This window comes from Methylobacterium sp. UNC300MFChir4.1 (genome assembly GCF_900110155.1).
GTDB lineage: Bacteria > Pseudomonadota > Alphaproteobacteria > Rhizobiales > Beijerinckiaceae > Methylobacterium.
In genome coordinates this window covers 15,432-41,458 of the sequence record NZ_FOCS01000030.1, presented here as the reverse complement: position 1 = coordinate 41,458, position 26,027 = coordinate 15,432, and the positions used below count along the sequence as shown (strand labels likewise).

Below are 26,027 nucleotides of genomic sequence, written 5' to 3'. Positions count from 1 at the left end.
ACGGCGCCCGGGCCTCGGCGGTGTCCCTGGCTGTGTCCCCGGCTGTGTCCCCGGCCGTGCCCGGACCTGCCTCCGCAGCCGTGTCCGCGCCCGCCTCCTGGCCGTGCCTGTCCATCCGCTCGCTCCTGCGCCGCTCGGGCTTCGACGGAGTGACGGTTGAGGCGGGGCGCCGTTCATGCTGTCGCACCCGGTGCCGGCGGACGGCGCCCGCACGAAACCTCTGAACGCCGGACGGGCCCATCCGTCAGGAAGGTGCCGGCGACGCGGAGGTGCCGGCGACGCGCGGAGGACGGATGACGGACGCTTCGAGCCAGCGGATGCGCGACGCGGGGGCGCATCCCCCGAGGACGTGCGATGACGGGGCGCGGGAAACCGCGCGGGACGCCGCGCCGGTGCCCCTCACCCTGGAGGGGACCCGCGAAGTGCCGGTGATCCGCCTCGCCGAGCCGGTCGCGCCGGCGGCGGCCGCGGAGGCGATCCTGGGGCGCGCCGAGGCGCTGACCGCCCAGGACATGCAGGTCCTGCGCATCGTCGTCGCGGCCGATCCGGCGACGTCCGGACGGCTGCTCGACCTCGGCGCGGCCCGGCCCCTCGGTGACGGCGACGGGGTCGAGATCCTGCCGGGGCTCCTCTGGCAATGCGCCGCCCGCTGGCTCCCGCGGGCCCGGCCGCCCTTCCCCGAGCTGTTCACCGCCACGGCCGGCCGCCGCCACCCGCTGCGGCCCCGGACGCCCGCCGGCACGGTCTACGCGCGGGCGATCCCGTGGCTCGATCGGCGTCTGAGCTTCCGCACGATGACGGAGCCCGGCGACGTTGCCCTGTTCTCGACCTGGATGAACGACCCCCGGATCGCCGCGATCTGGCAGGAGACCGGTACCCTGGAGGCGCACGCCGCCTATATCGCAGGGCTCCAGGCCGACCCCGCGACCCTGCCGCTGTTCGGCTGCCTCGACGGCAGGCCGTTCGGCTATTTCGAGCTGTACTGGGCGCGGGAGAGCCGCCTCGGGCCGCTCTACGAGGCCGGCCACTACGACCGCGGCTGGCACGTCGCGATCGGCGACGCGTCCGTGCGCGGGCGGCCCGCGCTCTCGGCCTGGCTGCCGTCGCTGATGCACTACCTGTTCCTCGACGAGCCGCGCACGCAGCGCGTCGTCGGCGAGCCGCGGGCCGATCACGCCCAGCAGATCCGGAACCTCCACGGCTCCGGCTTCGCGACGATCGCGACCGTCGATTTCCCCCACAAGCGCGCGGCCCTGGTCGCGCTGTCGCGCGAGCACTTCGTGCGCGACCGGCTCTGGGTGCCGGGGGCGGTCGCCGCCGACGCCGCGCCGCGGCCTCCCGCGGTGCCCGCCTAGACCGCCCTCCGCGAACAGGGGGGCGCGTCCGGTGATACCCCCGCCCCCGCCCCCGCCCACGGGTCCGTCGCCGGCGGGCTGATGATCGCCTGCGCCGGGCCGCGGCCGAGGTCCTGGCCGACGGGCGCGGTCCGGCGCCGCTGCCGGCCTGGGGCCTCGGCGCGCGCCGGGCAGGCGGCGCAGCGCCGGTCGAGGGCCGCGAGGCAGTGCAGGTGGCCGCGGCGCACGAGGCCGCACACCAGCGCGCGCGAGACCCCGAGCCGGGCCGCGATCTCGATCTGCGGCACGCCCTCGACCCGGTGGAGCTGGAAGGCCGTGCGCACCGGCTCCGGCAACTCGGCCACCGCGGCCTCCACCTGCCGCAGGGATTCCCGCGACGCCGCGGCCGCCTCGGGGGTGCCGGTGCCGGGATCGGCCGGGTCCGGCGCGGCGTCGAGGCCGGTGAACAGGCGCCGCTCGAGGCCCTGCCGCCGCGCCCGGTCCAGGGCGAGGTTGCGCACCATCCGCCCGACATAGGCGGCCTGGATCGCGGTCTCGGCCAGGGGCGGATCGGCGATCAGCCGGAGCAGCACGTCCTGGACCACGTCCTCCGCCTGGGCCGGGCAGCCGAGGATGCGGCGCGCCCGCGCCAGATAGGCGGCGCGATGGCGCTCGAACGCCGCGAGGTTCCATGATCCGCCGGGCGGAGGGCGGCCGGGCCGGCCCGGCGGGACCGCGGCGATCCCGTGGCCGGAGGGACCGGCGTCGCTGTTCCAGGTCGCCACTGTCCCGCTCACAATGTCCCATCGGCACGGCGCGTGCGGGCGGGACGCGTAACACGCGGCTCTTCTGTGTAACAACGTCTATCTTCGTGGATTGGAATTATTAAAACTCGACAGATTGCCGGATGCCTGAGGGAATAGAGGAAACATCTGGTGGCGCGCCCGGCAGCAGGGCGGGAAGTCATTCCGGATCCCGAATCCTGCGGTGCCACGCCTGGGATCGGGCCGGCGGCCGCGCCGGATTTCCGCTCGCGCCAGGGTCCGTCGGCGCGTGTATGCTGGCGCTTCCTCGATTCGGGGCGCGGTGCGCGCCGCCGAACCCGTCCCCGCAGGATCGCGGCAGGAGAGCCAGGGCCGCGATGCCGTCCGTCGATACGCTCGTCCCGGTGGGTGCCTTCGCGCTGCTGGTCCTGGCGTTCGCCGTGAAGCACCTCGCGGCGGACTTCTTCTTTCAGACCAACTGGATGGCGCAGGGCAAGCAGCGGTCGTCCGCCTGGCTCGCCCCCCTCTGCGCCCATACCGGCCTGCACGGCCTCGGCACGCTGCTGATCGCGCTGGCGGTGAAGCCGGCCCTGTGGTGGCTGGCGCTCGTCGATTTCGCGATCCACACGGGGATCGATCGCGGCAAGGTGCTGGTCGGTCGGCGGACGAGCCTGCCGCCCACGGACGCCCGGTTCTGGTGGCTGATCGGCATCGACCAGTTCCTGCACCAAGTCACCCATCTCGGGCTCGCCGTGGTGCTGGCGACGGCCTGACCTCTGACCGGGAGAGCCGGCGCCGCCGGGCGCCTCACTGCATCTCGGCCTCGAGCAGCCGATTCGTGTCGGAGACCTTGCCGGCCAGTTCCAGAATCAGGAAGCGCTGGAAGGCGAGCGCGAGATCCGGGCGCTCCCGCTCCATCCGCGCGAGGGCGGCGCGGTCGATGACGACCACCCGGCAGGGGCTCTCGGCGACGGCGGTGGCGGTGCGCCGCCCGCCCTGGACCAGCGCGATCTCGCCGATCACCGTGCCGGCCGTGGTGGTGCGCAGGCGCAGATTGCCGCGGCCGGGGACCTCCATCTCGATGGAGACGAGGCCCTGCTCCAGGAAGTAGAGGGCATCGGCCGCCTCCCCCTGGCGCATCAGCGCCGCGCCCGCCGCGAGCTCGCGGACCGTCAGGTAGGGCGCGAAGTCGTCCGGGCCGAACGTGCTGCCGAGCCGGTCGGCCATGTGCCGGGCGAAGACGGCGACCTCCCCCGGGCCGGCGCCGCCGGCCTCCGCCAGGAGCGTCGCCTCGGCGGCGCGCAGGGCCTCGTCCAGCGTGTCGAGGATCCGGACACGCGGGTCGGCGGTGAGGCCGCTGCGGGTGATCAGCAGGCGCGCGATCGGATCCACGTGGACCAGCAGCACCTCGAAGCGCCGCTGCTCGGCGAGCTGGCCGACCTTGCGGAACGCGATCAGCGCCGAGCTGTCGAGTCCCACGGTCTCGCGGAAATCCAGGATCAGCACGCGCAGATCCCCGGCCTCCGCGGCGGCCCGGCGGAAGATCGCCTGCGCGTTGAGGAAGAACAGGTAGCCCTGCAGGGTGTAGATCCGGGTCCGGTCGCCGGCCGCCTCGAGCCGCGCGGCGGCGTCGGGGCCGCGGATCACGCTGCTGCGCCGGTCCGCCCCGGAGAGCGACCGGCGGATCGCGCCGATCTGCCCGTACTGGACCCCGAAGATCAGGATCGCCAGCAGGACGCCGACGAGGAAGCCCGTGGTGGCCCCGAAATACGCGGTGGCGGTGCACACGACCAGCGCGATGGCGATCTCCCAGCCCGGCAGGGTCCGGCTGGCGACGCCGAGGTTGAACAGGAGCCCGATGCCGATGGCGATCAGGGCGCCGCCGGCCAGCGGGCGGGGCAGCAGCGCCAGGGGGCTCGCGCCGACGATGAGGAGCGCCGCCATGACCGCGAGGGTCAGCCACCAGCCGAGCCAGTGGCCGCCGCCGATGTTGTGCAGCAGCAGCGTCGAGGTCCGGCCGAAGCCCATCGCGGAGCTGCCGAACACGCTGCCGACCAAGTTGGTGGCGCCCGAGGCGACGAACATCCGGTCGATGTCGAGGTCGCGCCGGATCTCCAGCTCGACGCTCACCACGTAGAGGATCTGGATGATCACCGCCACGACGACCAGGGTGGCGATCTTGGGCCAGATCGGCAGGAGCAGGTGCGGATCGAAGGCCGTCAGGCTGCCGATGGCGGGCGGCCGCAGCAGCGTGCCCGTCGGCAGCGGCTCGATCAGCCATCCCGATGCCTGCCCGGCCGCGACGCTGGTGCCCGTCCAGGCCAGCCCGAGATGGACCACCGCGAGGCTCGACAGGATCACCGTCGGGTAGGTCCCCCAGTGCCGGACGATCCGGGGGAGGTAGAAGGCGCAGAACCCGATCACGAGGGTCAGGGCGATGCGCGCGAGCGCCCCGGCATCGATCCGGCCCGGATCGAGGTTCGCCGGATCGACGGCGTGGAGCAGGGCCGCGAGCGGGTCGTCGACATGGCCGCCGATCTGCACGCCGCTGCGCAGGAACAGCAGGCCGACGCCGCCGAGGAAGCCGGCGAGCACCGGGTAGGGCAGGAGCTGCACCAGCAGGGAGGCCCGCAGGGTGCCGAGCAGCGCGAAGATCACGCCGGTGGCGAAGGTCGAGACGCCGCAGGCGACGAGCACGAGCTGTCCGACCGTCTCCGGATCGGTGACGCCCGCGGCCTCGAGCTGCCCGGCGACCGCCGCGGCGATCGCCGCCTGCACGATCGCGGCCGCGCCGATGAAGGACAGCGAGATCCGCGCGGTGCGGCGGAGCGCGATGAAGACGAGGCTGCCCAGCACGTAGGCCGCGAGCAGCGCCGACAGGCCGGCCGCGCGGCTCTCCACCAGCGGCCCCGAGAAGATGAGCTGGGAGTAGCTGATGAGGTCGAGGAGCAGCACCATCACGGTGACGGCCGCCGCCGCCCCGATGCGGGCCCCGCGCAGGATCGCCGCGCGGCCGCCGGCCGGGGATGCGGTCCCGGCGGACGTCAGGTCGGTTGTCGTCATCGGCACGGTACCCGCGTCTCGAAATCCCGATGGGCGCGGAGATCGCAGATCCCGGGGCAGATCCCGTGCGATCACGCGCACGGATCGTCGCCGAATCGCAGGACCTGACCTTGGCCACGCCAGTTCTCAACCGATGGCAGGCGCCGGCTTAAATTATCGTGCAGGCCGCTTCCGCGCGGCAGCATTGTGGGATCGCCGCGGTGGATCGCGCGGCGGATCGGCCGATCCGCCGCGCCGTCGGGGGCTCCCGGGTCGCGGCCGCCGCGACGGGCCTTCGGCCCTCAGCGCGCCTCGCTGACGCGCTTGGTCGCCCGCTGCTCCTTCTTGTAGGCGGTGATCGCCGCCGAGCAGTTCGGGGAGAGCTTCTTGAGGTTGGCCTTGAAGCAGGCCTCGACCTCCGGGCCGCCCGGCGCGTAGGCGCTGCAGAAATCCATGTAGTCGCCGGTGCAGTACTGCTTGAGGGCTTCCCGGGCCGGGGATTGCTCCGCGAAGGCCGCGGCGGGGCCGAGGCACAGACCGATGGCCAGGAGGGCCGTCTTGGTCGAAGTCATCGAAATCCTACGCTCGTCCAGGCCGCGCGAGCGGGTCGCGCGGCGATGGGCGGTGCGGATGGGCGCCAAGGATGGCATGACCATGACGCCCGGGCCGCCCGAACGCAGATCAGCCATGCCCCGTGCCGGCGGGGCCGCCGGTCAATGGGCGCTGACGCGGCGGGTCGGCACGAGGTCGTTGGCGATGATCTCGCCGAACGGGCCGTCGTTGCGGGCATTGCCGGCCGGCCGCCCGGTCGTGGCGCGCAGCGGCAGCTTCGGGAAGACCAGCTCGGCGAACCGGTAGGCCTCCTCCAGGTGCGGGTAGCCCGAGAGGATGAAGCGGTCGATCCCGAGATCGATGTACTCCTTCATCCGGTCGGCGACCTGGTCGGCCGAGCCGACCAGGGCCGTCCCGGCGCCGCCGCGGACGAGGCCGACGCCGGCCCAGAGGTTCGGCGCCACCACGAGCTTGTCGCGGCTGCCGCCGTGGAGCGCCATCATGCGGCTCTGGCCGACGGAATCCTGCCGCTTCAGGGTCTCCTGCGCCTTGGCGATGGTGGCGTCGTCGAGCTTCGAGATCAGCTGCTCGGCGGCCTCCCAGGCCGCGGCCTCGGTCTCGCGGGCGATGACGTGCAGGCGGATGCCGTAGGAGAAGGTCTTGCCCTTCGCCTCGGCGGCCTCCCGGGCGGCGGCGATCTTCTCGGCGACCTGGGCCGGGGGCTCGCCCCAGGTCAGGTAGACGTCGCAATGCTCGGCCGCGACCGCCATGCCGGCCGCCGACGAGCCGCCGAAATAGAGCGGCGGATAGGGCTTCTGCACCGGCGGGAAGATCAGCCGGCCGTTCTCGGTGCGCAGGTGATCGCCCCGGAAGGTCACGGTCTCGCCCGCGAGCAGGCCGCGCCAGATCGTCAGGAACTCGTCGGTGACGGCGTAGCGTTCGTCGTGGGAGAGGAACACGCCGTCGCCGGCGAGTTCCACCGGGTCGCCGCCGGTGACGACGTTGATCAGGAGGCGCCCGTCCGAGATCCGGTCGAGGGTCGCGGTCATGCGGGCCGCCGCGGAGGGCTCCATCAGGCCCGGCCGCACCGCCACGAGGAAGCGCAGCTGCTTGGTCAGCGGCGCCAGCGCCGAGGCGACGATCCAGGAATCCTCGCAGGAGCGTCCGGTGGGCAGCAGCACGCCGTAATAGCCGAGCTCGTCCGCCCCCTGCGCGATCTGCCAGAGATAGCTGAGCGAGACGTCCCGAGCCCCCTCCCGCGCGCCGAGATAGCGGCCGTCGCCGTGGGTCGGCAGGAACCAGAGGACGTCGGCGCGCCCGTCATTGGCTGCTGTCATCGGAATCTCCTGTGCGGCCCGGTGGCCGGATGCGGAAAAGCCGGACCCGACTGCGCGGGTCCGGTGATCGTCGAGAGCTAGGGCGGGCCGCCGCTTCCGGGAAACGGCGGCCCGCGTTCAGGCGGTCGGCTGCGATCCGAGCAGGTGATCGAGGATGCGGCCCTCGAGGCGGGCGAGGTCCGGATCCCCGCGCCGGCGCGGCCGCGGCACGTCGACCCGCAGGTCGAGGGCGATCCGGCCGGCCTCGACCACGAGGATGCGGTCGGCCAGCGCCACGGCCTCGGCGACGTCGTGCGTGACGAGGAGCGCGGTGAACCCCTGCGCCCGCCAGATCCGCTCGATCAGGTCCTGCATGCCGATCCGGGTCAGGGCGTCGAGGGCGCCCAGCGGCTCGTCGAGGGCGAGCAGGCCCGGCCGGCTCACCAGCGCTCGGGCCAGGGCCACGCGCTGGCGCTGGCCGCCCGACAGGGTGGCGGGCCACTGCCCGGCCTTGTCGGCGAGGCCGACCTCGGCGAGCGCCGCGAGCGCCGCGAGCGCCCGCTCCCGGCGCTCGGCCCGGGAGCCGCGGCCCGACAGGCCGACCGCCACGTTGTCGACGACCCGCGCCCAGGGCAGCAGCCGCGGCTCCTGGAACATGATCCGCTTCGGCGGCTCGGACCGGCGCGGGGAGCGTTCCGGCCCCTCCAGGTCGATCCGCCCGCCCGTGGGCGTGTCGAGCCCGAGGATGAGGCGCAGCAGGGTGCTCTTGCCGCAGCCGGAGCGGCCGACCACCGCGGTGAACCCGCCGGCCGGCAGGAACAGGTTCAGGCCCTCGATGACGGCGGTGCCGTCGAAGCTCTTGTCCAGGTCGCGGACGGTGACGGCGATCCCGCGGGCCGGCGGCGAGGGGGGCGAATCCGCGGGCAGATCCGCGGGCAGATCCGCTTGCCTGTGCCCCGGGGCGGGGCCGGGCGCCGGGCGCGGGTCCGTGCCCGGGTCGGGAAGCGCCTCGCGGCGGACGGCGTCGAGCAGCATCAGGCGCTCCTGTAGGCGGGGTTCCAGGCGAGGCAGGCGCGCTCGAGCTGGCGGGTCAGGGCGTCGGCGAACTTGCCGAGGGCGGCGTAGATCAGGATCGCCAGCACGACGACGTCGACCAGCATGAACTCCCGGGCCTGCATGGCCATGTAGCCGAGCCCCGACGAGGCCGAGATCGTCTCGGCGACGATCAGCGTCAGCCACATGATGCCCAGCGCGTAGCGCAGGCCCACGAAGATCGACGGCAGGGCGCCGGGCAGCACCACGCGGGTGAACAGCTCGGTGCGGGACATGCCGTAGACCCGGCCCATCTCCACGAGGCCCGGATCCACCGAGCGGATGCCGTGCAGGGTGTTCGCGTAGATCGGGAAGAACACGCCGAGCGCCACGAGGAACAGCTTGGCCTCCTCGCCGATGCCGAACCACAGGATCACCAGCGGGATCAGCGACAGGTGGGGCACGTTGCGCACCATCTGCACCGAGGTGTCGGTGAGCCGCTCCGACAGGCGCGACAGGCCGTTGGCGAGGCCGAGCCCGAAGCCGATGCCGCCGCCGATCACGAAGCCCACCAGCGCCCGCAGGGTGCTGACGCCGAGATTGGTCCAGAGCTCCCCGGTCCGCCCGGCCTCCCAGCCGGCCCGGACCACGTCGAGGGGCGCCGGCATGAAGCGGTTGGAGACGAGGCCAGCCGAGACCGCGGCCTGCCAGCCCAGCAGGATGGCGGCCGGCAGCAGCCAGGGCACCGCGGAGTCGCGCAGGCGAACGAGCTTCGAGGGGCGCATCAGCGGTTCTCCGTCCGCTTCTCGGACTTGAGGGCGTCCGCGGGCCGGGGGGGCGTCCAGACCGCGTCGGCGACCCGGACGGGCTTCGGCAGGAGCCCGAGACGGTGGAAGCTGTCGGCGACCTTCTGCTGGTCGGCGATCGCGGCCGCGTCGAGGGGCGCGACGCCGTAGGACAGGCGGCCGAGCGCCACGGCGAGGACCGGCGCGGGGATGCCCACCGAGGGCGCCAGTTCCGCCGCCACGGCGTCGGCATGGCCCTCGGCCCAGGCGTCGATCTCCCCGATCGCCTGCAGCACGGCCGAGACGATCGCGGGGCTGGTGTCGGTGAAGCCGCGCCGGGACAGGTAGAACTGGCGGTTGGGGGCGAGCGCGTGCCCGTCGACCCCGCGCCCGTCGACCAGCACCCGGGCGCCCGTGGCGCGCTCGGCGGCGGCCTGGAACGGGTCCCAGATCACCCAGGCATCGACGGAGCTGCGCACGAAGGCGGCGTTGGCGTCGGCCGGCGCGAGGTACGCGAGCGTCACCGCGTCGTAGGGGACGCCCGCCTGCTCCAGGGCGCGCACCAGCAGGTAGTGGACGTTCGATCCCTTGTTGAGGGCGACGGTCTTGCCGCGCAGGTCGGCGACGCTGCGGATCGGGCTGTCCTTGGGCACGAGGATCGCCTCGCCCCGCGGCGCCGGCGGCTCGGCGGCCACGTAGCGCAGCTCCGGGCTCGCGGCCTGGGCGAAGATCGGCGGCGCCTCGCCGGCCGAGCCGAGATCGATCGCCCCGGCATTCAGCGCCTCCAGGAGCGGCGGGCCGGACGGGAACTCGGACCACGCCACCGCGGTGCCGAGGGGCTGGAGGGCCTTCTCCAGGGTGCCGCGGGCCTTCAGCAGCACGAGGGACCCGTATTTCTGGTAGCCGATGCGGATGGTGCCGGCCGCGCGGGCCGGCCGCAGCAGCGCGGCCGCCGCGAGGCCGAGGCCGGCGGACAGGAGGAGGCGGCGGTTCGGGGCGCCGGCGGATGACAGGGACAGCGCGCGGGGCGATCGGTCGGTCATGGCTCTCTGCGGTCGTCTCAGCCGTTGCGGGCGGGGGGCGTCCAGACCGCGTCGGCGATGCGGATCGGCTTGGGGATCAGCTTCAGGGCGTGGAAGCGGTCGGCGACCCGCTGCTGCTCGGCGGCGACGCGGTCGGTCATCGGTCCGATCACGTAGTCGGTCCGGTCCACCGCCCGCCGCGTCGCGGCCAGCGGCACGCCGGTGCCCTGCGACAGGAGTTCCGCCACCGCGCCGCGATTCTGCGTGCACCAGGCCGCCACCTCGCCCAGGGCGTCGATCGCCGCGGTGAGGACCGGGGCCCGGCTCTCCGCGAAGGGCCGGCTTGCCAGGAAGAAGTTGTTCTGCGGGGTGACGTCGGTGGCGCGCACCAGCACGCGCACGCCCTCCCCCTGCTCGGCGATGGCGAAGTACGGGTCCCAGATCGTCCAGGCGTCGATGCTGCCCCGGGCGAAGGCGGCCGCGGCATCCGCGGGCGCCAGCGTCACCGGCTCGATGTCGGCGTAGCTCAGGCCTGCCTTCTCCAGCGCCGCGATGGTCAGGTTGTGGGAGCTCGACGCCTTGGCGAAGGCGACGCGCTTGCCCTTGAGCTCGGCGAGGCTGCGGATCTCTGAGCCCTTCGGCAGCAGGATCCCGGCGCCGGAACCGCCGGCCTCCTGGGCGGCCGCGTAGACGAGGTTGGAGCGCGCGGCCTGGGCGAAGATCGGCGGGGCGTCGCCGGTCTGGCCGAGATCGATCCCGTCCAGCGACAGGGCCTCCAGCAGCGGCGGCCCGAAGGAGAACTCGACCCAGCGCACCGCGTATCCGAGGGGCTCCAAGCGCTTCTCGATGATCTTCTGCTGCTTGGCGACGACCAGGATGCCGTTCTTCTGGTAGCCGATCCGCAGCACGCCGGGCTCGGCCGCCCGGGCGCCCGGGACGAGGGCCGGCGCGAGGGGCAGGGCCGCGAGGGCGGCCAGCAGGGCGCGACGGTCGAGCATCGGCCGGCTCACTCGGCGGCGGCGAGGGTGAGCGGCGCCGCGGCCGCCCGGTGCACGAGCAGCGCGGCGAGCTGCCCGCCGGCCTCGCGGGCGCGGGCGCGCACTCCGGCCTCGGTCAGCGCGCCGTCGCTGAAATCGGGATCGGAGGCGTAGACCGCGGTCGGGATCTGGAGCGCCCCGAAGAAGCCGAAGAGCGGCCGGAACGCGTGCTCGACCACGAGGGCGTGGCGCGCGCCGCCGCCCGTGGCCACGATCGCCACGGGCTTCCCGGCGAGCGCCCCCGGATCGACCAGGTCGAACAGGTGCTTGAACAGGCCGGTATAGGCGCCCTTGTAGACCGGCGAGCCGACGACCAGCCCGTCCGCCTCCTCGATGGCCGCGAGCACGCCGCGCGCGGCCGGCGCGAGCTGGTCGCGGGTCCAGGCGGCGCCGAGGCCGGTCCCGGCATCGACGAAGTCGAGGATCTCCGCGTCGAGAGAGGCCTGGGCGCTGGCCTCGCGGAGCACGGCATCCACCAGCGTGCGGGTCTTCGAGGGCCGCTGCACGTTGGCGCTCAGCCCGACGAGTCTCGGTCGTGTCATTCCGGATGCCTTGCTGTGAGACAGGATGACGGACCGCCCCGTCTCCGAAGAGCGGAGGTTGCGTGGCCGGACATCCGAACAGGCCGCTAGAATTGATGGCTGCGACTTCCGCCGTCAATGAAACGGCGTTCCCAATTGATCCGTGAAAGAAAAACGTTCTCCCCGAAATCGGGCGACCAATATGGAATTTCATCTCGACCGCCGCGCAGAACGGGCGCGAGATCTTGCGTGCCGGCGGTTCATCCGCACGATTGGCGGGGTTTTATTCTCTCGGAGCGCCCGGCGGGAGAAGCGTGTTCTCGGTACGCGGGCGGACCTGGAACCGAATCGCCAAGCCCGGGATCCGGGGCGGCGGGGGAATCCGGCGCGACCGGAACGCTGCCCGCGGTGACACCTTCGCGGTCGTCAGCGTCGTCATCGCCGCCGTCATTGCCGCCGTCCTCGACGACGCGCCCGGGCCGCTCCGGATCGGAAGGCGGTGCCTACTTACGGACGAGGAGGTGCTGCACGGTGCCGTCGTCGCCGTACTTGGTCCACATCTGCGCGCAGGCCTCTTCCGGACGCTCCCGGAGCTGCGCCAGCTCCGCGTCGAGGTCGTGCTGCAGGGCGACCGAGCGCTTCTTCGTGAAGAAGTCCGCGTGGTTCAGATGGTTCTCGCGCGAGAACTGACGGAAGCGCTCCGTGTCGATCCGGACGGCCGGACAGTGTCTCGCGGCCAGATCGGCCTCGATCCCCGGGCGGAGCGCCGGAACGTCCTTCTGCAAGGACGAGCGACGGGCTTCGGCCCAGGTGCCGAACACGGCCCAGGCCAGTGCGGCCGCCACGAGAGGAGCAAATCTATTCATCGCAAGACGTATCGCTGTGCTGCGACATCCTAAATCTCGCACCTGCGATAAGTTCGATCAGGGCCGCGGAACGCAAGACACTTCTGTGTGAAAGCGCACACCCCGCGACCGGCGCGGCGTCGGGTGCGGAACCCTGACCGCCTCAGTACGCCGGGACGACGCGCGTCTCGGGCAGCGGCGCCCGCATGGTGAAGTGCAGCCCGGCCGGCTGGAAATCGAAGGCGATGTCCGCCTGGCACTGGACCTTCAGGACACGCTGCAGCAGCGTCGAGCCGAAGCCCTTCCGCGTCGGCACCGCCGTGGCCGGACCACCCCGCTCGGTCCAGTCGAGGTGCAGCATGCGGGCGGCCGGCGTCTGCTCGATATCCCACCGGATCGCGATCCGGCCCTCCGGGACCGACAGGGCGCCGTGCTTGGCCGCGTTGGTCGTCAGCTCGTGGATGGCCATGCCGGTCGGGACCGCGAGGTCGCCCATCAGGTCGATCGCGGGGCCGTCCAGCTGGATGCGGGCGCCCTCGACGTCGTTGTAGGGCCCGAGCTCGTTCATCAGCATCTCGCGCAGGGGCGCCTGCTGCCAGTAATCCTCGGTCAGGAGATTGTGGGTCTTGGCCAGCGAGATCACCCGCGCCGAGAACGACGCGTAGAACGCGTCGACGCTGGTCGCTGACCGGGCCGAGGCCCCGAGCAGCGCCTGCACGGTGGCCAGCGTGTTCTTCACCCGGTGATGCAGCTCGCGGATCAGGAGCGCCTGCCGCTCGGTCGTGCGCTCGCGCTCCTCGAGATGGGCGCGCGCCTCGAGCTGCCGGCGCTTGGCGCGATGGGCGGAGCGGGCCGCCATGACCAGCGTCGCCGGGTGGAACGGGCGTTCCAGCACGCTGACGTTGCCGAGCATGTCGGTCAGCTGCGCGTTGGGCTCGGCGCCCCGCAGCCGCAGGAGGATGAACGGGAAATCGGACCAGGGCGGCTGCGCGGCGATCCAGTCCGCCAGGGCCTGGCGGTTCGAGGACAGCAGCGCCTCCTCGGTGAGGACCGCGCAGGCGGCCGCGTCGAGTCGGGAGACCACGTCCGCGAGGCTGGCGCACACCTGTGCCGCGATCCGCGCCTCGCCGAGAATCGCCGCGGCGACGGCGGCGTCGCGGCCACCCGGCGCGAAGATGAGAACCGGCAGTTCAGCCTCGGTCATCAGCCGCGCGGGTTGGCAGGAGCGACGACCGCTCACCCTCGAATGTCGGAACGCCGGTCATGATACCTCGGAACGCGCTGAGCGGTTCGCCAACGCGGATCCCGCCGGAGTCGATCCGCAATTCGCGGATCGTGTCCTCGTGGCTGCCGGTCCGCTTCTTCACGACCGAGATCGCGCGCCGCAGCCGCCCGTCGGCCTCGAAGGTGCGGAACAGCAGGATCGTGTCGCTGAGGTAGGTGAGGTCGACAGTCGCGCCCATCGCCCCGATCATGCCGTGCTGGGCCAGGACGAGGAGCGAGAGCACGCCCTGCTGGTTCAGGTAGGTCAGCATCTCGTGCATCTGCAGGAGCAGGTAATTCTCCTCCGGCATGGCGTTGTGATAGCCGGTCAGGGAGTCGATCACGACCGTCGTCACGCCCCGGTGCTCGACCGCGTTCTGGACGATGTCGGCGAGTTCGCCGGGCGAGACCTCGGCCGGGTCGATCTGCTCGACGATGAGCGATCCGGCGGCGATCGCGTCGTCGACCGGCATGGCGAGGCCGCGGGCCCGGCGACTGAGGACGCCGGTGGTCTCGTCGAAGCTGAGGATCAGCGCCCGCTCGCCGCGGGCGATCGCCGCGGTGACGCAGGTGAGCGCCACCGTGGACTTGCCGACGCCGGACGGGCCGATCAGCATGGTGCTGGTGCCCCGGTCGAGGCCGCCGCCGAGCAGCTGGTCCAGTTCGGGGCTGCCCGTGCCGCACTGGTCGTCGGGGAAGGTGCCGAGATGCTCGGCCGCGACGAGGCGCGGGAACACCGTGAGCCCGCCGCGCCGGATGACGTAGTCGTGGAAACCGCCCCGGAACGGCGTGCCGCGCATCTTGATCACGCGCAGGCGCCGCCGCTCGCCGCCGTACAGGGGCGCGAGCTGCTCCAGCCGGATCACGGCGTGGCTGAGGCTGTGCAGGTTCAGGTCGTCCGTCTCGGCGGTGAGATCGTCGAGGAGCAGCGCCGTGGTGTTCTGGATGAGCAGGAAGCTGCGCAGGGCGTGGACCTGCCTGCGGTAGCGCAGCGATCCCTGTGAGAGCAGCCGGATCTCCGAGAGGCTGTCGAACACCACGCGCTGCGGCTTGAGCCGCTCGATCTCGGCGATCGCCATCCGGACGGTCTCGCCGAGCTCGAGGTCGGACGAGTGGACGAGGCTCTGCTGCTGCCCGGGGTCGAGGCTGAGTTCCGGCGCGACGAGCTCGCAGATCTCGATGCCGTCGAGGGACCAGCCGTGGCGCTCCGCGACGTTCAGGAGCTCGCGCCGGCTCTCCGAGAGCGTGATGTACAGGCAGCGCTCGCCCCGGCGCACGCCGTCGAGGAGGAACTGCATCGCCAGCGTCGTCTTGCCGGATCCGGGCCGCCCCTCGATGAGGTGCGAGCGCTGGGACGCGTAGCCGCCGGCCAGGATGTGGTCGAGGCCGGTCACCCCGGTGGAGACCGGTGCCGCGTCGTGATCGGTCACTGCCATGTCGAGGTCTCTGCCGTCGTCCCACGGGCGGGCGGCCCGTCGACCGCGCGACGGGCCGCGGAGCCCGGTCTCGTACACGAAGCCGCGCGCAGCGCGAAACGCCGCCGCGCGGCCGGCACCGCGCGCCTGCCCGACGGGCGCGCGGCGCGGACGTCGGCCTCGGCGAGACGATCCGGGACCCGGCGAGCGCGGGCTCTGCGGCCGCGGGACGGTCCCTCCCCCGGTCAGGTCGGAAGGCCCGGCGCCCGCCGGGAGCGGGCGCCGGGGCGGTCAGGGCGTCACTGGCTGCCCGGGCCCTTCGCGAGTCCGGCCAGGGTGAACAGGTCCACCGACAGCTTCGCGCCGATCACGAAGGCGTCCGGGATCGGCTTCGGGCGGAACGGGAAGCGGGTCTGGTCCGGGTCGATCACGTATTGCAGGTTCGGCATCAGCCGCACCGCCGGGGTGAGCTGGATGCCTTAACTCAGCTCGAGGATGGTCTGCAGGGACTCGACGGTCCGGGTGCCGAGCCCCAGCGACGCGCGCGCCGCCCGGATGTTGGCCGTGCCCACGGGGGAGAGCTTCTCCATGGCGAAGACGAAGCCGAGGGTGTCGTAGGGCCGGCCCGGGAAGGTGCCGGTCAGCACGGCGCCGCCCTCCAGGAAGTAATCCTGGGTCTTCCGTCCGCCGGTCCCGCCGATCGCGACGCCGAACACCGACAGGCCCTGGACGCCGTTCGGATCCGGCCGCCAGACCATCTGGTCGAAGCGGGCGTAGACCGCCGACCGGCCGAACCGGGTCAGCGGATCGAGGCCGCTGAAGACCTGGGCGGCGCCCCGCCGGTCGAGCACGGGATCCGTGTAGTCCGACCGGTCGAACACGGCGCCGATGCTGTAGTTGCGCGGCAGCGGGTCGTTGCCGAAATTGGTCGAGTAGCCGACCTCCACCGGCACCAGGTATCCGGTGGCGCCGCTGGTCGACCAGTCGACGCCGTTCCGGGTCGGCAGCTGGTCGCGCGGGTTCACCTCGTAGATGCCGGCGTGCAGGAACACCCTGTCGGTGACCCAGGCCTTGGCATGGCCGCCCCAGGTCGCGATCGGCCAGTAGTTAAAGTTCGTCAGCTTGAAGATGGACTTGGGCGCGCCGCAGGTCGCGTTGTTCTGGAAGTTGCAGTAGAGCGGCGAGGCCAGGAAGTTGGGGTTGGCGAGCAGGCGGCCGACTTCGATGTCGAGGCGGTTGTCGAGCAGCTTCTGCTCGTAGGACAGCAGCGTCAGGTGGGCGGTCTGGCCGCCGCCGTAGATCTCCTGCACGCTGCCGTTGAAGCCGATGTCATCCTGCGCCAGGCTCCGGCCGTGGCGCTGGGTGACGACGGTGTGGACCGAGCCGCCGTCGATGCCGGCGAGGCGGCCGAGATCGGCGTCGAGGCCGAACGCGATCTGGCCCGCATAGGCCGATCCCTGCCGGATGCCGCCGGACGGGTTGGCGGCGAACTCGCCCGTGTAGTTCAGGACCATACTGATCCCGTTGCCGAGATCGAGGGTGCCCGGCGGCAGGCTGGGCGGCGTCGCGCTGCTGCCCTGCACGTCGAGGCTGGCGGCGGCGCTGCTGGCGCCCGAGAGAAGCTCCGCGCCTCCCGGATGACCCGCCGCCGGGCGCGGTTCGCCCGGTACCGGGCCTTCTGCGCCGGGCTCGCCTTCGGTCTCGGATTCACCGGGGCCGGTCCCCCGTCCGGTGCCGTCGCCTCGACCTGCGCGACCGCCGGGCCCGCGCCCGCCGTGATCGACGCGGCGCAGAACGCCAGTGCGGCCCATCGCCAATGCTTTGCCCGATGCTTGCCCCGATGCTTTCCCCGATGCTTTCCCCGATGCTTTCCCATGTGTGACTCCCCCTTAACCGCGCGGCCTTGCCTGGCTCTGTCGCGTTCGTGTCCCGGAGGGGGGCCTCCCGGTCAGTCCGTGAAGGCCTCCACCGCGCGGCGCTCGCCGCGCATGAAGGCGTCGGCGGCGTGGATCAGCGGATTCAGGTCGACGTCGCTGGTGCCGGAGCGGACCAGGGCGGCGAAGCGGTCGTAGAGGCCGCGGTACTCCGCCTCGGGCGGGAGCGGCTGGTCGCGGCCGGCGATCGACAGGGCGGCCCCGCCCCGCGACAGGACCAGGGGGCCGTCGTCGGTCTCGACGCGGATGTCCCAGGTCTGCGGCCCGGTCTGGCGCCAGTCGAACCGGGCGTGGATCGGGGTGCCGGCGGCGTCCGCGAAGTGCAGGTCGGCGGCGATCGGCGCCTGCCGGTTCGCCGGCACCGACAGGGTCGCGCCGGTGAGGAAGAACGGCGGCAGGATGTGGGTGGCGATCGACAGGGCGTTGATCCCCGGATCGAACACGCCCATCCCGCCCGCGTCCCAGATCCAGTCCTGGCCCGGGTGCCAGTGCCGGACATCCTCCAGCCAGGCGATCGCCACCGACCGGATCCTGCGGCCCGACAGCCACCGGCGGGCGGGCTCCACCCCCGGCGCGTAGCGGGAGTGCCAGCTCGCGAAAAGGCTCACGCCCCGGTCCCGCGCGGCCGCGACCAGGAGCCCGACCTCGGCCAGCGTCGCGCCCGGGGGCTTCTCGAGGAAGACGTGGCGTCCGGCCGCGATCGCCGCCAGGGCCGCCGCGCACCGCGCCTGCGGCGGCTGGCACAGGGCGACGGCGTCGAGGTCGCCGTGCGCCGCCAGCATCGCCTCCAGGCTGCCGTAGCTCGGCACCCCGTCGAGGCCGCCGTGCCGGCTCGCCACCGCCACGAGCGCGTAATCCGGCGAGGCGGCGATGACTGGCAGGTGCTGGTCGCGGGCGATCTTGCCGACGCCCACGAGGCCGATGCGGATCGGGGCCGCCATGTCAGAGCACCCGCACGGACGGCGCGTCCGCCGGCGCGATCGCCAGCGGGTTGCGCAGGGGCCGCGTGAACGGCGCCGCCGCGATCTCGAACACGTCGCCCGGCCGGGTCGCGACGCCGTCGCTGAACGACAGGGTCGCGGTCCCGAAGAAGTGGACGTGCACGTCGCCGGGGCGCCGGAACGGCGCGTACTTGAAGTGGTGCCGCTCCAGGTTGGCGATGCTGTGGGACATGTTGGCCTCCCCGGACAGGAACGGCTTCTCCCAGAGCACGGCTCCGTCGCGCAGGATGCGGCTCGTGCCGCGCACGTCCGGCGGCAGGGCCCCGAGCCACAGCTCCGGGCCGAGGGCGGCCGGGCGGAGCTTGGAATGCGCCAGCCACAGGTAATTGCCGCGCTCGGTCACGTGGTCGGAGAACTCGTTCGCCAGGGCGAAGCCGAGGCGCACCGGCGTTCCGTCGGCGTCGATCAGGTAGATCCCGGCGATCTCCGGCTCCTCGCTGCCGTCGCGGGCGAAGGCCGGCGAGATCAGCGGCTCGCCGCAGGCGACGAGGCCGGAGCCGTCGCCCTTGTAGAACCACTCGGGCTGCGCGCCGGTCTCGCCCGGCGCCGGCTTCCCGCCCTCGACGCCCATCCGGAACATGCGCATCGAATCGGTCGGCGCCGGGTCGGTCGCGGCCGCGCGGTGCATCGCGTCGCGGCCCTCGGCGGAGCCGAGATGCGTCAGGCCGGTGCCGCTCAGCAGGAGGTGCGCGGGATCGGCGTGGTCGACGGGCGGCAGGAGCCGGACCGCGTCGAGATCGACGGGCGCGCCGAGCCCCGCGCGCCCCGCCGTCGCGGCCAGATCGTCCCCCGCGGCGAGGGCCCTCTGCGCCAGGGCGAGCACGCTGTCGACGCCGAGCACCCGCCACGCCCGGCCGTCGGCGAGCAGCGCGACACCGCGCTGCCCGTCGGCGACGCGGAATTGTAGGAGTGATCGTCCCATCTGTGTCCTCCCGGGGACGCCCGCTTCGGGGCGTCCTGAACGCGCGGCCGTCGAGGGTCGCGCGGCGGCCCGTCAGTGGCCGGGTTGCGGGGCGCGAGCGCCGTCGATCCGGCGCGCCAGGTCCCGCTGGAGGAATGGGCGCGGCATCCGCTCGGTCGCCAGCGGCCCGATCGCGCCGTCGCGGCCGCCCGAGGTCGCCGGGAACGGACCGCCCTGCACCATCGCGGGGGCGACCCCCGCGCCGACCCGGACGCTTCCGCGGACCGTGACGGATCCTGTCGATTAACTACTCATACAATTAGGCTAGAGCAGTTCGCCTCCGGTCGCAAGCGCGGCCGCGCCTTCGGTGCGGCGGGCGTTCCTCTTTGCGCTCCTACAACTTCAGGATACGATCACGCCGTTCCTGCCCCGACCCGGTGGCCCGGACCGGAGGTGGATGCGGTGAGGCAGGAGCGGAGCTCGGAGAACGTGACGCTGCCCCTCGCCTCGGGGTCGCGCCGCATCCACGGCTCGGTCGCCCGCGATCTGGGCGCGGCGATCCTCGGCGGCCGCTACGCGCCCGGGGACGTGCTGCCCGGCGAGATCGAATTCTCTGAGAAATTGAACGTCTCGCGCACCGCCTATCGCGAGGCGATCCGCATCCTGAGCGCGAAGGGGCTCGTCGAGAGCCGCCCGCGCACCGGCACCCGCGTCAGCCAGCGCAGCCGCTGGAACCTGCTCGATCCCGACATCCTCGCCTGGGCCTTCGAGTCGGAGCCGAGCGAGTCCTTCATCCGCGACCTGTTCGAGCTGCGGATGATCGTCGAGCCGGCCGCGGCCGCGCTCGCGGCCGAGCGGCGCTCCGGCCTCGACATCGCCCGGATGGGCCACGCCCTGGAGGAGATGGGCCGCCACGGCCTCGCCACCGAGGCCGGGCGGGCCGCCGACCAGGCCTTCCACAACACGATCCTGGAAGCGGCCCGCAACGGCGCGCTGATCGCCCTGTCGAGCTCCATCGCCGCCGCGGTCACGTGGACGACGATCTTCAAGCACCGCCGCCAGGGCCTGCCCCGGGATCCGATGCCGGATCACCGCGCCCTCTACGACGCGATCGTGGCGGGCGACCCGGACGCCGCCCGCGCGACGATGACCGAGCTGGTCCGCCTCGCCCTCGCCGACACCGAGCTGGCGATGCGGCCCTGACGGTGCCGGCGGCGGGGCGCCGCCGGCCCGGACGTCGCCCGAGTGGCCCGAGTGGCCCGAGTGGCCTCAGTGGTTGTCGCGCGGCACGCCCCGCGTCTGCGCGATGCGCTGGAACGCCTCGGCGCCCTCCAGGATGGCCCCGGTGTGCATCTGCCCCACCGCGGCGCGCTGCATCGCCTGCCAGGGGGTCTGCGAGGCCGGATAGGCGTAGCCGCCCGCCGCCTCCAGGGCCGCGCGCCGCCGCGCGATCTCGTCGGCGTCGACCAGCATGTCGGCGGTGCCGCGGCGCAGGTCGATCCGCACCCGGTCGCCGGTGCGCAGGAGGGCGAGGCCGCCGCCGGCCGCCGCCTCGGGCGAGGCGTTGAGGATCGACGGCGAGCCGGAGGTGCCGGACTGGCGCCCGTCGCCGAGGCAGGGCAGCGCGTGCACGCCGGCCCGGATCAGCTGCGCGGGCGGGCGCATGTTCACCACCTCCGCCGCCCCCGGATAGCCCACGGGCCCGGCCCCGCGCATGACCAGCAGGGTCTCCTCGGTGATGCCGAGGCTCGGGTCGTCGATCCGGGCGTGGTAATCCTCCGGCCCGTCGAACACCACGACGGGACCCTCGAAGGCGTCCGGATCCTCCGGGTTCGACAGGTAGCGGCTGCGGAACTCCGCGCCGATGACGCTGGTCTTCATCACCGCGGCGTCGAACAGGTTGCCGCGCAGGACCAGGAAGCCCGCCGCCTCCTTGAGCGGCCGGTCGATCGGCCGGATCACGTCCTCGTCCTCGATCGCGGCGCCGCGGCAATTGTCGCCGAGGGTGCGCCCGTTCACGGTGAGGGCGCCCTCGCGGATCAGGCCGCGGCGCATGAGCTGCGCCACCACCGCGGGCAAGCTGCCGGCGCGGTAGTAATCCTCGCCGAGATAGGCGCCCGCCGGCTGCAGGTTGACGAGGAGCGGCACGTCGAGGCCGTGGGTCTGCCAGTCCGCGATGTCGAGCGCGACCCCCATGTGGCGGGCGATCGCCGCGAGGTGGATCGGCGCGTTGGTCGAGCCGCCGATCGCGGAATTGACCGCGATGGCGTTGAGGAAGGCGTCGCGGGTCAGGATGTCGGAGGGCTTCAGGTCCTCGGCCACCATGGCGACGACGCGCTTGCCTGTCAGGTAGGCGGCCTCCTGCCGGTCGCGGTAGGGCGCCGGGATCGCGGCCGAGCCGGGCAGCATCATGCCGAGCGCCTCGGCCAGCGTGTTCATCGTGGTGGCGGTGCCCATCGTGTTGCAGAAGCCGGTCGAGGGCGCCGACGAGGTCACCAGCTTGATGAAGCCGTCGTGGTCGATCTCGCCGGCCGCCAGCATCTCGCGGGCCTTCCAGACGATCGTGCCGGATCCGGTGCGCTGGCCCTTGAACCAGCCGTTGAGCATCGGCCCCACCGACAGGGCGATGGCCGGGATGTTCACGGTGGCGGCCGCCATCAGGCAGGCCGGGGTGGTCTTGTCGCAGCCCGTGGTCAGCACGACCCCGTCGAGGGGGTAGCCGTAGAGCAGCTCCACGAGCCCGAGATAGGCGAGGTTGCGATCGAGGCCCGCGGTCGGCCGCTTGCCGGTCTCCTGGATCGGGTGGACGGGAAACTCCAGGACGATCCCGCCCGCCTCGCGGATGCCCTCGCGGATCCGCTCCGCGAGGACGAGGTGGTGGCGATTGCACGGGGACAGGTCCGAGCCGGTCTGGGCGATGCCGATGATCGGTTTGCCCGAGCGCAGCTCCTCCAGGCTGAGGCCGAAGTTCAGGTAGCGCTCCAGGTAGAGCGCCGTCATGTCGATATTGTCGGGGTTGTCGAACCACGCGCGCGAGCGCAGGGGCCGTGCAATCGGTCGGTCGGTCATTTCTGGGTCCGGTGGGCGGGGCTGGTCGAGAAGCGGTAGGTGATCACGTTCCGGTAGGTCTTGCCGGGATCGAGCCGGGCCGAGCCGAAGGCCGGCTGGTTCGGCGTGTCGGGGAAGAGCTCCGGCTCCAGCGCCAGGGCGTCCGACTGGCGGTAGGCGAGGCCGGACTTACCGACCGCGGTCCCGTTGAGGAAGTTGCCGGCGTAGAACTGGAGGCCTGGCTGGTTGCTCGCCACGTCGAGGATGCGGCCCGATCCCGGATCCTCGACCCGCGCCACCGGGTGCGGCTCGGCCGTGGGCGCGTCGGTCACGACCCAGTTGTGGTCGTAGCCGCGCCCGCGCACGATCTGCGCGTCCCGCCCGTCGCGGATCCGCGCGCCGATCACCGCGGGCTCGCGGAAGTCGAAGGGCGTGCCGGCCACCGGCAGGTGCGCCCCGGTCGGGATCAGGGTGGCGTCGACCGGCGTGAAGCGCTCCGCCGGGATGGTCAGAATCTGGTCGAGGATCGAGCGGCCCGAGCCCTCGCCCGCGAGGTTGAAGAAGCTGTGGTTGGTCAGGTTGACGATCGTCGGCTTGTCGGTCGTCGCCTCGTAGGTGACCGTGAGCGTGTTCGTTTCGTCCAGCGCGTAGGTGGCGGTCGCCGTCAGCGTGCCGGGATAGCCCTCCTCGCCGTCCGGGCTGACGTAGCGCAGGGTGACCGAGGGGGCCGCGCCGCCCTTGACCGCGGTGATCGTCCAGAGCCGCTTGTCGAAGCCGGACGCGCCGCCGTGCAGGGCGTTCGGGCCGTCGTTGGTGGCCAGCGTGTAGGTCCGGCCGTCGAGGGTGAAGCGCCCGGCGCGGATGCGGTTGGCGTAGCGCCCGACGCTCGCGCCGAAATAGTTGCCCTTGGCCAGGTAGGAGGCGAGGTCGTTGTAGCCGAGCACGACGTCTGCGGCCTTGCCGGAGCGGTCCGGCACGTCGAGGCTCCGCAGGAGCGCCCCCCACGACAGGATCCGCGCCGTGACGCCCTTGCCGTTCGTCAGCGTCACCTCCTCCACCGTCCGGCCGTCCGGCAGCGTGCCGAACACCGCCCGGGTCGGCTCGGCCGCCCGGGCCGGTGCCGGCGTCAGGCCCGGCAGGGCCGCACAGGCGCACAGCGCCAGGGATCCCACTCCACGCATCGCGCTCTCCCCCTTCGTGATTCCGCCCGCCGCGCCGGTCGTGCGCCGGACCGCGACGGGACTCGCGGTTGACGTCCGCGAGCCCGATATATACTCAGACAAATAAAAGGAACAACACGGGACCCCGACAAGGCGGCCCGAGAGGCAGAGGACAACGCCGGATGGCAGGACCGATCGCGACCGCGGGGACCGCGGCGCCCCGGACGGGGGCGGAGGCCGCGCGCGACCGGGGCGGCTACCGCCCGGCCCTGTCGCTGCTGGCGAGCCTGTTCTTCATGTGGGGCTTCATCACGGTCATCAACAACACGCTGCTGCCGCACCTGCGCAGCGTGTTCGACCTCGACTACACGCAGACCACGCTGATCGAGTCCGTCTGGTTCATCGCCTACTTCGTCGCCTCGATCCCGGCGGCCAAGCTGATCGAGCGCGTCGGCTACCAGCGCGCCCTGGTGACGGGACTGGGCATCATGGCGCTGGGCACGCTCGGGATGATCCTGGCCGCCCACCGGGTCTCCTACGCGATCACGCTCACGGCCCTTTTCGTGATCGCCAGCGGCATCACCCTCCTGCAGGTCGCCGCGAACCCCTACGTGGCGGTGGTCGGCCCGGCCGAGAGCGCCCCGGCGCGGCTCAACCTCGTGCAGGCGTTCAATTCCCTCGGGACGACCCTGGCGCCGCTGTTCGGCGGCTACCTGATCCTCGGCCGCTCGGCCTCGGGCAACGCCGCCGCCGGGGCCACCCTGACCCCGGCCGAGCGCCTGGCAGACGCGCAGTCGGTGCAGCTGCCCTACCTGATCGTGGCGGTGGTGCTCGTCGTCCTCGCCGCGGTCATCGCCCGCTTCCCGCTGCCCGCCATCAGCGGTTCCGGCGGCATCACCGCCCGGGCCGCCAGGGCCGAGCGCGCCGGCCTGTCGCTCTGGCGCCACCGCAACCTCGTGCTCGGCGTGCCGGCGATCTTCATCTACCTGATCGCCGAGATCGGGGTGTCGAACCTGTTCATCAACTTCGTGTCGCAGCCCAAGATCGGCGACCTGACCCACGCCCAGGCCTCGCGCTACCTGTTCCTGCTCTGGGGCGGCATGATGGTCGGCCGCTTCGTCGGCAGCTACCTGATGCAGCGACGCCCGGCCGAGACCGTGCTGGCCGGCGCGGCGATCGGCGCCTGCGCGGTGATGCTGGTGGCGACCTTCGCGACCGGCCACCTCGCCCTGTGGGCGCTGATCTCGGTCGGCCTGTTCCACGCGATCATGTTCCCGACGATCTTCACCCTGGGCATCCGCGGCCTCGGTCCGCTCACCGAGGAGGGCGCCGGGCTGCTGATCATGGCGATCGCGGGCGGGTCGCTGGTGGTGGTGCAGGGCTGGGCGGCGGACCGGTACGGGCTGCAGCACTCCTTCCTGATCACCGCCGCCTGCGAGCTCTACGTCCTGTTCTACGCGCTCTGGGGCTGCAGGACCGGCGCCGCAGCGCGGCCGGCCGGCGCCTGAGCGTCGGCCAGATCGGGGAGCCCGCCATGGACCCGCGGATCCGCATCCTCGACCGGCCCCGGCGCGACCGGCTCGGCGAGGGCCCGATCTGGGTTCCGGAGCGGGGCGTGCTGTTCTGGGTCGATATCGAGGCGCCGGCCCTGAACTGGCTGGACCTCGCCGACGGCGCCGTGGGCACGCGCCCGTTCCCGGAACCGCTCGGCTGGATCATCCCCCGCGCGGGCCGGCGCGACTTCGTCGTCGGGCTGAAGAGTGGCTTCGCGACCTACGACCTGGAGGCCGACCGCCTCGCGCCGATCGGCGACCCCGAGCCCGACGATCCCGACAACCGCCTGAACGACGCCAAGGTCGACGACGCCGGCCGGATCTGGGCCGGGAGCATGCACCAGGCCGAGACCGCGGTGTCGGGCGCCCTGCACCGGCTCGACCCGGACCTGACGTGGCGGCGGATGGATACCAGCTACGGCGTCGCCAACGGGCCGACCTTCAGCCGCGACGGCCGGATCCTCTATCACAGCGACAGCGCCGCCCGGACGGTCTACGCCTTCGACCTCGCCGCCGACGGGGCGCTGACGGGCAAGCGGCCCTTCCTCCGCTTCCCCGACGATTGGGGCTGGCCCGACGGCATGACCACGGACGAAGAGGGCTGCCTGTGGATCGCCCACTGGGGCGGCGGCCGGCTCAGCCGCTTCGATCCCGCGGGGCGCCTGCTGCGCGCGATCCCCCTGCCCGCCCCCAACATCACGAGCTGCGCCTTCGCGGGTCCCGGCCTCGACCGGCTGTTCGTCACCTCGGCGGCGCGGGGGGCCGAGCACGTGCCGGAGGCCGGCGCGCTGTTCGAGCTCGACGTCGGCGTCGCCGGCCTGCCGCCCCGCGCCTTCGCGGGCTGACCGACCTGGCGCCGAGGACGTTGAGTCCCCTGCGCAGATCTTTCCTCCAGCGGGGCGGGTCCTCCGGCGTCCGAGCTGCCGCGGCGGGCGGTCGCGGGCCTGCGGTCGCGGGATCGTGCGTCGGCGTCCTCCGGATGGGGGATGCGGTCGCCCTGTGGCGGGTCTACGGTCGGCCTTCTCCGAGACGAGATCACCTTCAAGCCCGCCCGGCCAGGCCGCGGCGGGCTTCTTGTCGGGCGCTACCGCCGGATCGGCAGCCGGTGGCGGGCGTGCCCGGCGGCGTCGCGCACGACCAAGCTCCAGGACCGGTCGGGATCGGCGGCGCAGACCTCGTCGGCCATCTCGGCGATGACGCTGCGCGCCTCGGCCATGGCCTCGGCCAGGCTGCCGACCTCCACGCCGTCGTCATCCCGGATCGTCTCCTCGCCGCTCTCGAGGTCGAAGTAGAAGCGCTCGGACACCGACCTCCCCCCTGCTGCAGCCCCGCGGCGATCGTCCGGATATCACTACGTAGTGCAATGCACGACTGGGAAAGGTCTTCGGTCGGATAAACCTTAATGCATCTAAAACATGGAGTTTGCTCGGATCTGCGCCGTCCGCCCGAGATTCCGCTCACGTTATCAAGTACAAGAATCTCCAGCGTCCCCCCGCCGTCGT

Annotated in this window: 22 protein-coding genes and 1 pseudogene; 5 read left to right on the top strand and 18 right to left on the bottom strand. The window is 72.8% G+C overall.

Going from position 1 to position 26,027, the window contains the following annotated elements; all coding sequences use genetic code 11:
- Nucleotides 1-293 precede the first annotated feature (293 nt).
- Nucleotides 294-1,355, top strand: coding sequence for a GNAT family N-acetyltransferase (locus tag BMY19_RS26595; RefSeq protein WP_244535022.1), 1,062 nt, complete (start codon nt 294-296; stop codon nt 1,353-1,355).
- Here BMY19_RS26595 and BMY19_RS26590 read toward each other — a convergent pair.
- Nucleotides 1,352-2,131 carry a sigma-70 family RNA polymerase sigma factor gene (locus BMY19_RS26590; RefSeq protein ID WP_244535021.1) on the bottom strand — a complete coding sequence of 260 codons (780 nt, stop codon included), beginning with the start codon at nt 2,129-2,131 and terminating at the stop codon, nt 1,352-1,354. The two genes, BMY19_RS26595 and BMY19_RS26590, sit on opposite strands and share 4 nt — an antisense overlap.
- 344 nt (nt 2,132-2,475) lie before the next feature.
- Between BMY19_RS26590 and BMY19_RS26585 the strand changes: the two genes are divergently transcribed.
- Nucleotides 2,476-2,871 carry a DUF3307 domain-containing protein gene (locus BMY19_RS26585; protein WP_100253466.1) on the top strand — a complete coding sequence of 132 codons (396 nt, stop codon included), beginning with the start codon at nt 2,476-2,478 and terminating at the stop codon, nt 2,869-2,871.
- Nucleotides 2,872-2,905: 34 nt separating this feature from the next.
- Here BMY19_RS26585 and BMY19_RS26580 read toward each other — a convergent pair whose 3' ends face one another.
- The 14 genes and pseudogenes from BMY19_RS26580 to araD1 form a co-directional block, all read right to left on the bottom strand.
- Nucleotides 2,906-5,161: a cyclic nucleotide-binding domain-containing protein gene (locus BMY19_RS26580; RefSeq protein ID WP_100253465.1), complete on the bottom strand. Its 2,256-nt coding sequence runs from the start codon at nt 5,159-5,161 to the stop codon at nt 2,906-2,908.
- 281 nt (nt 5,162-5,442) lie between these two features.
- Nucleotides 5,443-5,712, bottom strand: a complete 270-nt coding sequence (locus BMY19_RS26575; RefSeq protein WP_012318328.1) for a hypothetical protein — start codon at nt 5,710-5,712, stop codon at nt 5,443-5,445.
- Nucleotides 5,713-5,853: 141 nt separating this feature from the next.
- Complete coding sequence (gene ssuD, locus BMY19_RS26570; RefSeq protein ID WP_100253464.1) at nt 5,854-7,029, bottom strand: FMNH2-dependent alkanesulfonate monooxygenase; 1,176 nt, start codon at nt 7,027-7,029, stop codon at nt 5,854-5,856.
- Between the two features lie 117 nt (nt 7,030-7,146).
- The gene (locus BMY19_RS26565) at nt 7,147-8,043 is read right to left on the bottom strand and encodes an ATP-binding cassette domain-containing protein (protein ID WP_170863050.1); all 897 of its coding nucleotides are present in this window, start codon (nt 8,041-8,043) and stop codon (nt 7,147-7,149) included.
- Nucleotides 8,043-8,825 carry an aliphatic sulfonate ABC transporter permease SsuC gene (gene ssuC, locus BMY19_RS26560; protein ID WP_100253463.1) on the bottom strand — a complete coding sequence of 261 codons (783 nt, stop codon included), beginning with the start codon at nt 8,823-8,825 and terminating at the stop codon, nt 8,043-8,045. Before ssuC ends, BMY19_RS26565 begins: the two co-directional genes overlap by 1 nt.
- Complete coding sequence (locus tag BMY19_RS26555) at nt 8,825-9,868, bottom strand: sulfonate ABC transporter substrate-binding protein (protein WP_100253462.1); 1,044 nt, start codon at nt 9,866-9,868, stop codon at nt 8,825-8,827. The genes ssuC and BMY19_RS26555 overlap by 1 nt, the downstream gene beginning before the upstream one ends.
- A gap of 17 nt (nt 9,869-9,885) precedes the next feature.
- Nucleotides 9,886-10,845 (bottom strand): aliphatic sulfonate ABC transporter substrate-binding protein, encoded by a 960-nt coding sequence (locus BMY19_RS26550; protein WP_100253461.1) that lies wholly within the window; start codon nt 10,843-10,845, stop codon nt 9,886-9,888.
- 8 nt (nt 10,846-10,853) lie between these two features.
- On the bottom strand, nt 10,854-11,426 hold the full coding sequence (gene msuE, locus BMY19_RS26545; RefSeq protein ID WP_091928616.1) for an FMN reductase: 573 nt from the start codon (nt 11,424-11,426) through the stop codon (nt 10,854-10,856).
- Between the two features lie 482 nt (nt 11,427-11,908).
- Nucleotides 11,909-12,271: a hypothetical protein gene (locus BMY19_RS26540; RefSeq protein ID WP_091980646.1), complete on the bottom strand. Its 363-nt coding sequence runs from the start codon at nt 12,269-12,271 to the stop codon at nt 11,909-11,911.
- Nucleotides 12,272-12,413: 142 nt separating this feature from the next.
- Nucleotides 12,414-13,454 carry a sensor histidine kinase gene (locus tag BMY19_RS26535; RefSeq protein WP_020094777.1) on the bottom strand — a complete coding sequence of 347 codons (1,041 nt, stop codon included), beginning with the start codon at nt 13,452-13,454 and terminating at the stop codon, nt 12,414-12,416.
- The gene (locus BMY19_RS26530; protein WP_056527239.1) at nt 13,441-14,949 is read right to left on the bottom strand and encodes an ATPase domain-containing protein; all 1,509 of its coding nucleotides are present in this window, start codon (nt 14,947-14,949) and stop codon (nt 13,441-13,443) included. The genes BMY19_RS26535 and BMY19_RS26530 overlap by 14 nt, the downstream gene beginning before the upstream one ends.
- A 278-nt stretch (nt 14,950-15,227) precedes the next feature.
- Nucleotides 15,228-16,804 (bottom strand): annotated as a pseudogene (locus BMY19_RS26525) (carbohydrate porin).
- 72 nt (nt 16,805-16,876) lie between these two features.
- Nucleotides 16,877-17,803, bottom strand: a complete 927-nt coding sequence (locus BMY19_RS26520) for a Gfo/Idh/MocA family protein (RefSeq protein WP_100253460.1) — start codon at nt 17,801-17,803, stop codon at nt 16,877-16,879.
- A 1-nt stretch (nt 17,804) separates the two neighbouring features.
- Nucleotides 17,805-18,785 carry an AraD1 family protein gene (gene araD1, locus BMY19_RS26515; protein ID WP_100253459.1) on the bottom strand — a complete coding sequence of 327 codons (981 nt, stop codon included), beginning with the start codon at nt 18,783-18,785 and terminating at the stop codon, nt 17,805-17,807.
- Between the two features lie 468 nt (nt 18,786-19,253).
- Here araD1 and BMY19_RS26510 point away from each other — a divergent pair, with 468 nt between their 5' ends.
- Complete coding sequence (locus BMY19_RS26510; protein ID WP_244491948.1) at nt 19,254-19,967, top strand: FadR/GntR family transcriptional regulator; 714 nt, start codon at nt 19,254-19,256, stop codon at nt 19,965-19,967.
- Nucleotides 19,968-20,033: 66 nt separating this feature from the next.
- Here BMY19_RS26510 and BMY19_RS26505 read toward each other — a convergent pair whose 3' ends face one another.
- Together BMY19_RS26505 and BMY19_RS26500 are read right to left on the bottom strand one after the other, a co-directional pair.
- Nucleotides 20,034-21,833: an IlvD/Edd family dehydratase gene (locus BMY19_RS26505; RefSeq protein ID WP_020094770.1), complete on the bottom strand. Its 1,800-nt coding sequence runs from the start codon at nt 21,831-21,833 to the stop codon at nt 20,034-20,036.
- Complete coding sequence (locus BMY19_RS26500) at nt 21,830-22,993, bottom strand: aldose epimerase family protein (protein WP_170863049.1); 1,164 nt, start codon at nt 22,991-22,993, stop codon at nt 21,830-21,832. The genes BMY19_RS26505 and BMY19_RS26500 overlap by 4 nt, the downstream gene beginning before the upstream one ends.
- Nucleotides 22,994-23,154: 161 nt before the next feature.
- Here BMY19_RS26500 and BMY19_RS26495 point away from each other — a divergent pair, with 161 nt between their 5' ends.
- Nucleotides 23,155-24,480, top strand: a complete 1,326-nt coding sequence (locus tag BMY19_RS26495) for a sugar MFS transporter (RefSeq protein WP_100253458.1) — start codon at nt 23,155-23,157, stop codon at nt 24,478-24,480.
- Nucleotides 24,481-24,506: 26 nt separating this feature from the next.
- On the top strand, nt 24,507-25,370 hold the full coding sequence (locus BMY19_RS26490; protein WP_100253457.1) for an SMP-30/gluconolactonase/LRE family protein: 864 nt from the start codon (nt 24,507-24,509) through the stop codon (nt 25,368-25,370).
- Between the two features lie 239 nt (nt 25,371-25,609).
- On the opposite strand, the gene BMY19_RS26485 is transcribed toward BMY19_RS26490, so the two are convergent.
- Nucleotides 25,610-25,831, bottom strand: coding sequence for a DUF6894 family protein (locus tag BMY19_RS26485; RefSeq protein ID WP_091980657.1), 222 nt, complete (start codon nt 25,829-25,831; stop codon nt 25,610-25,612).
- Nucleotides 25,832-26,027: the final 196 nt, after the last annotated feature.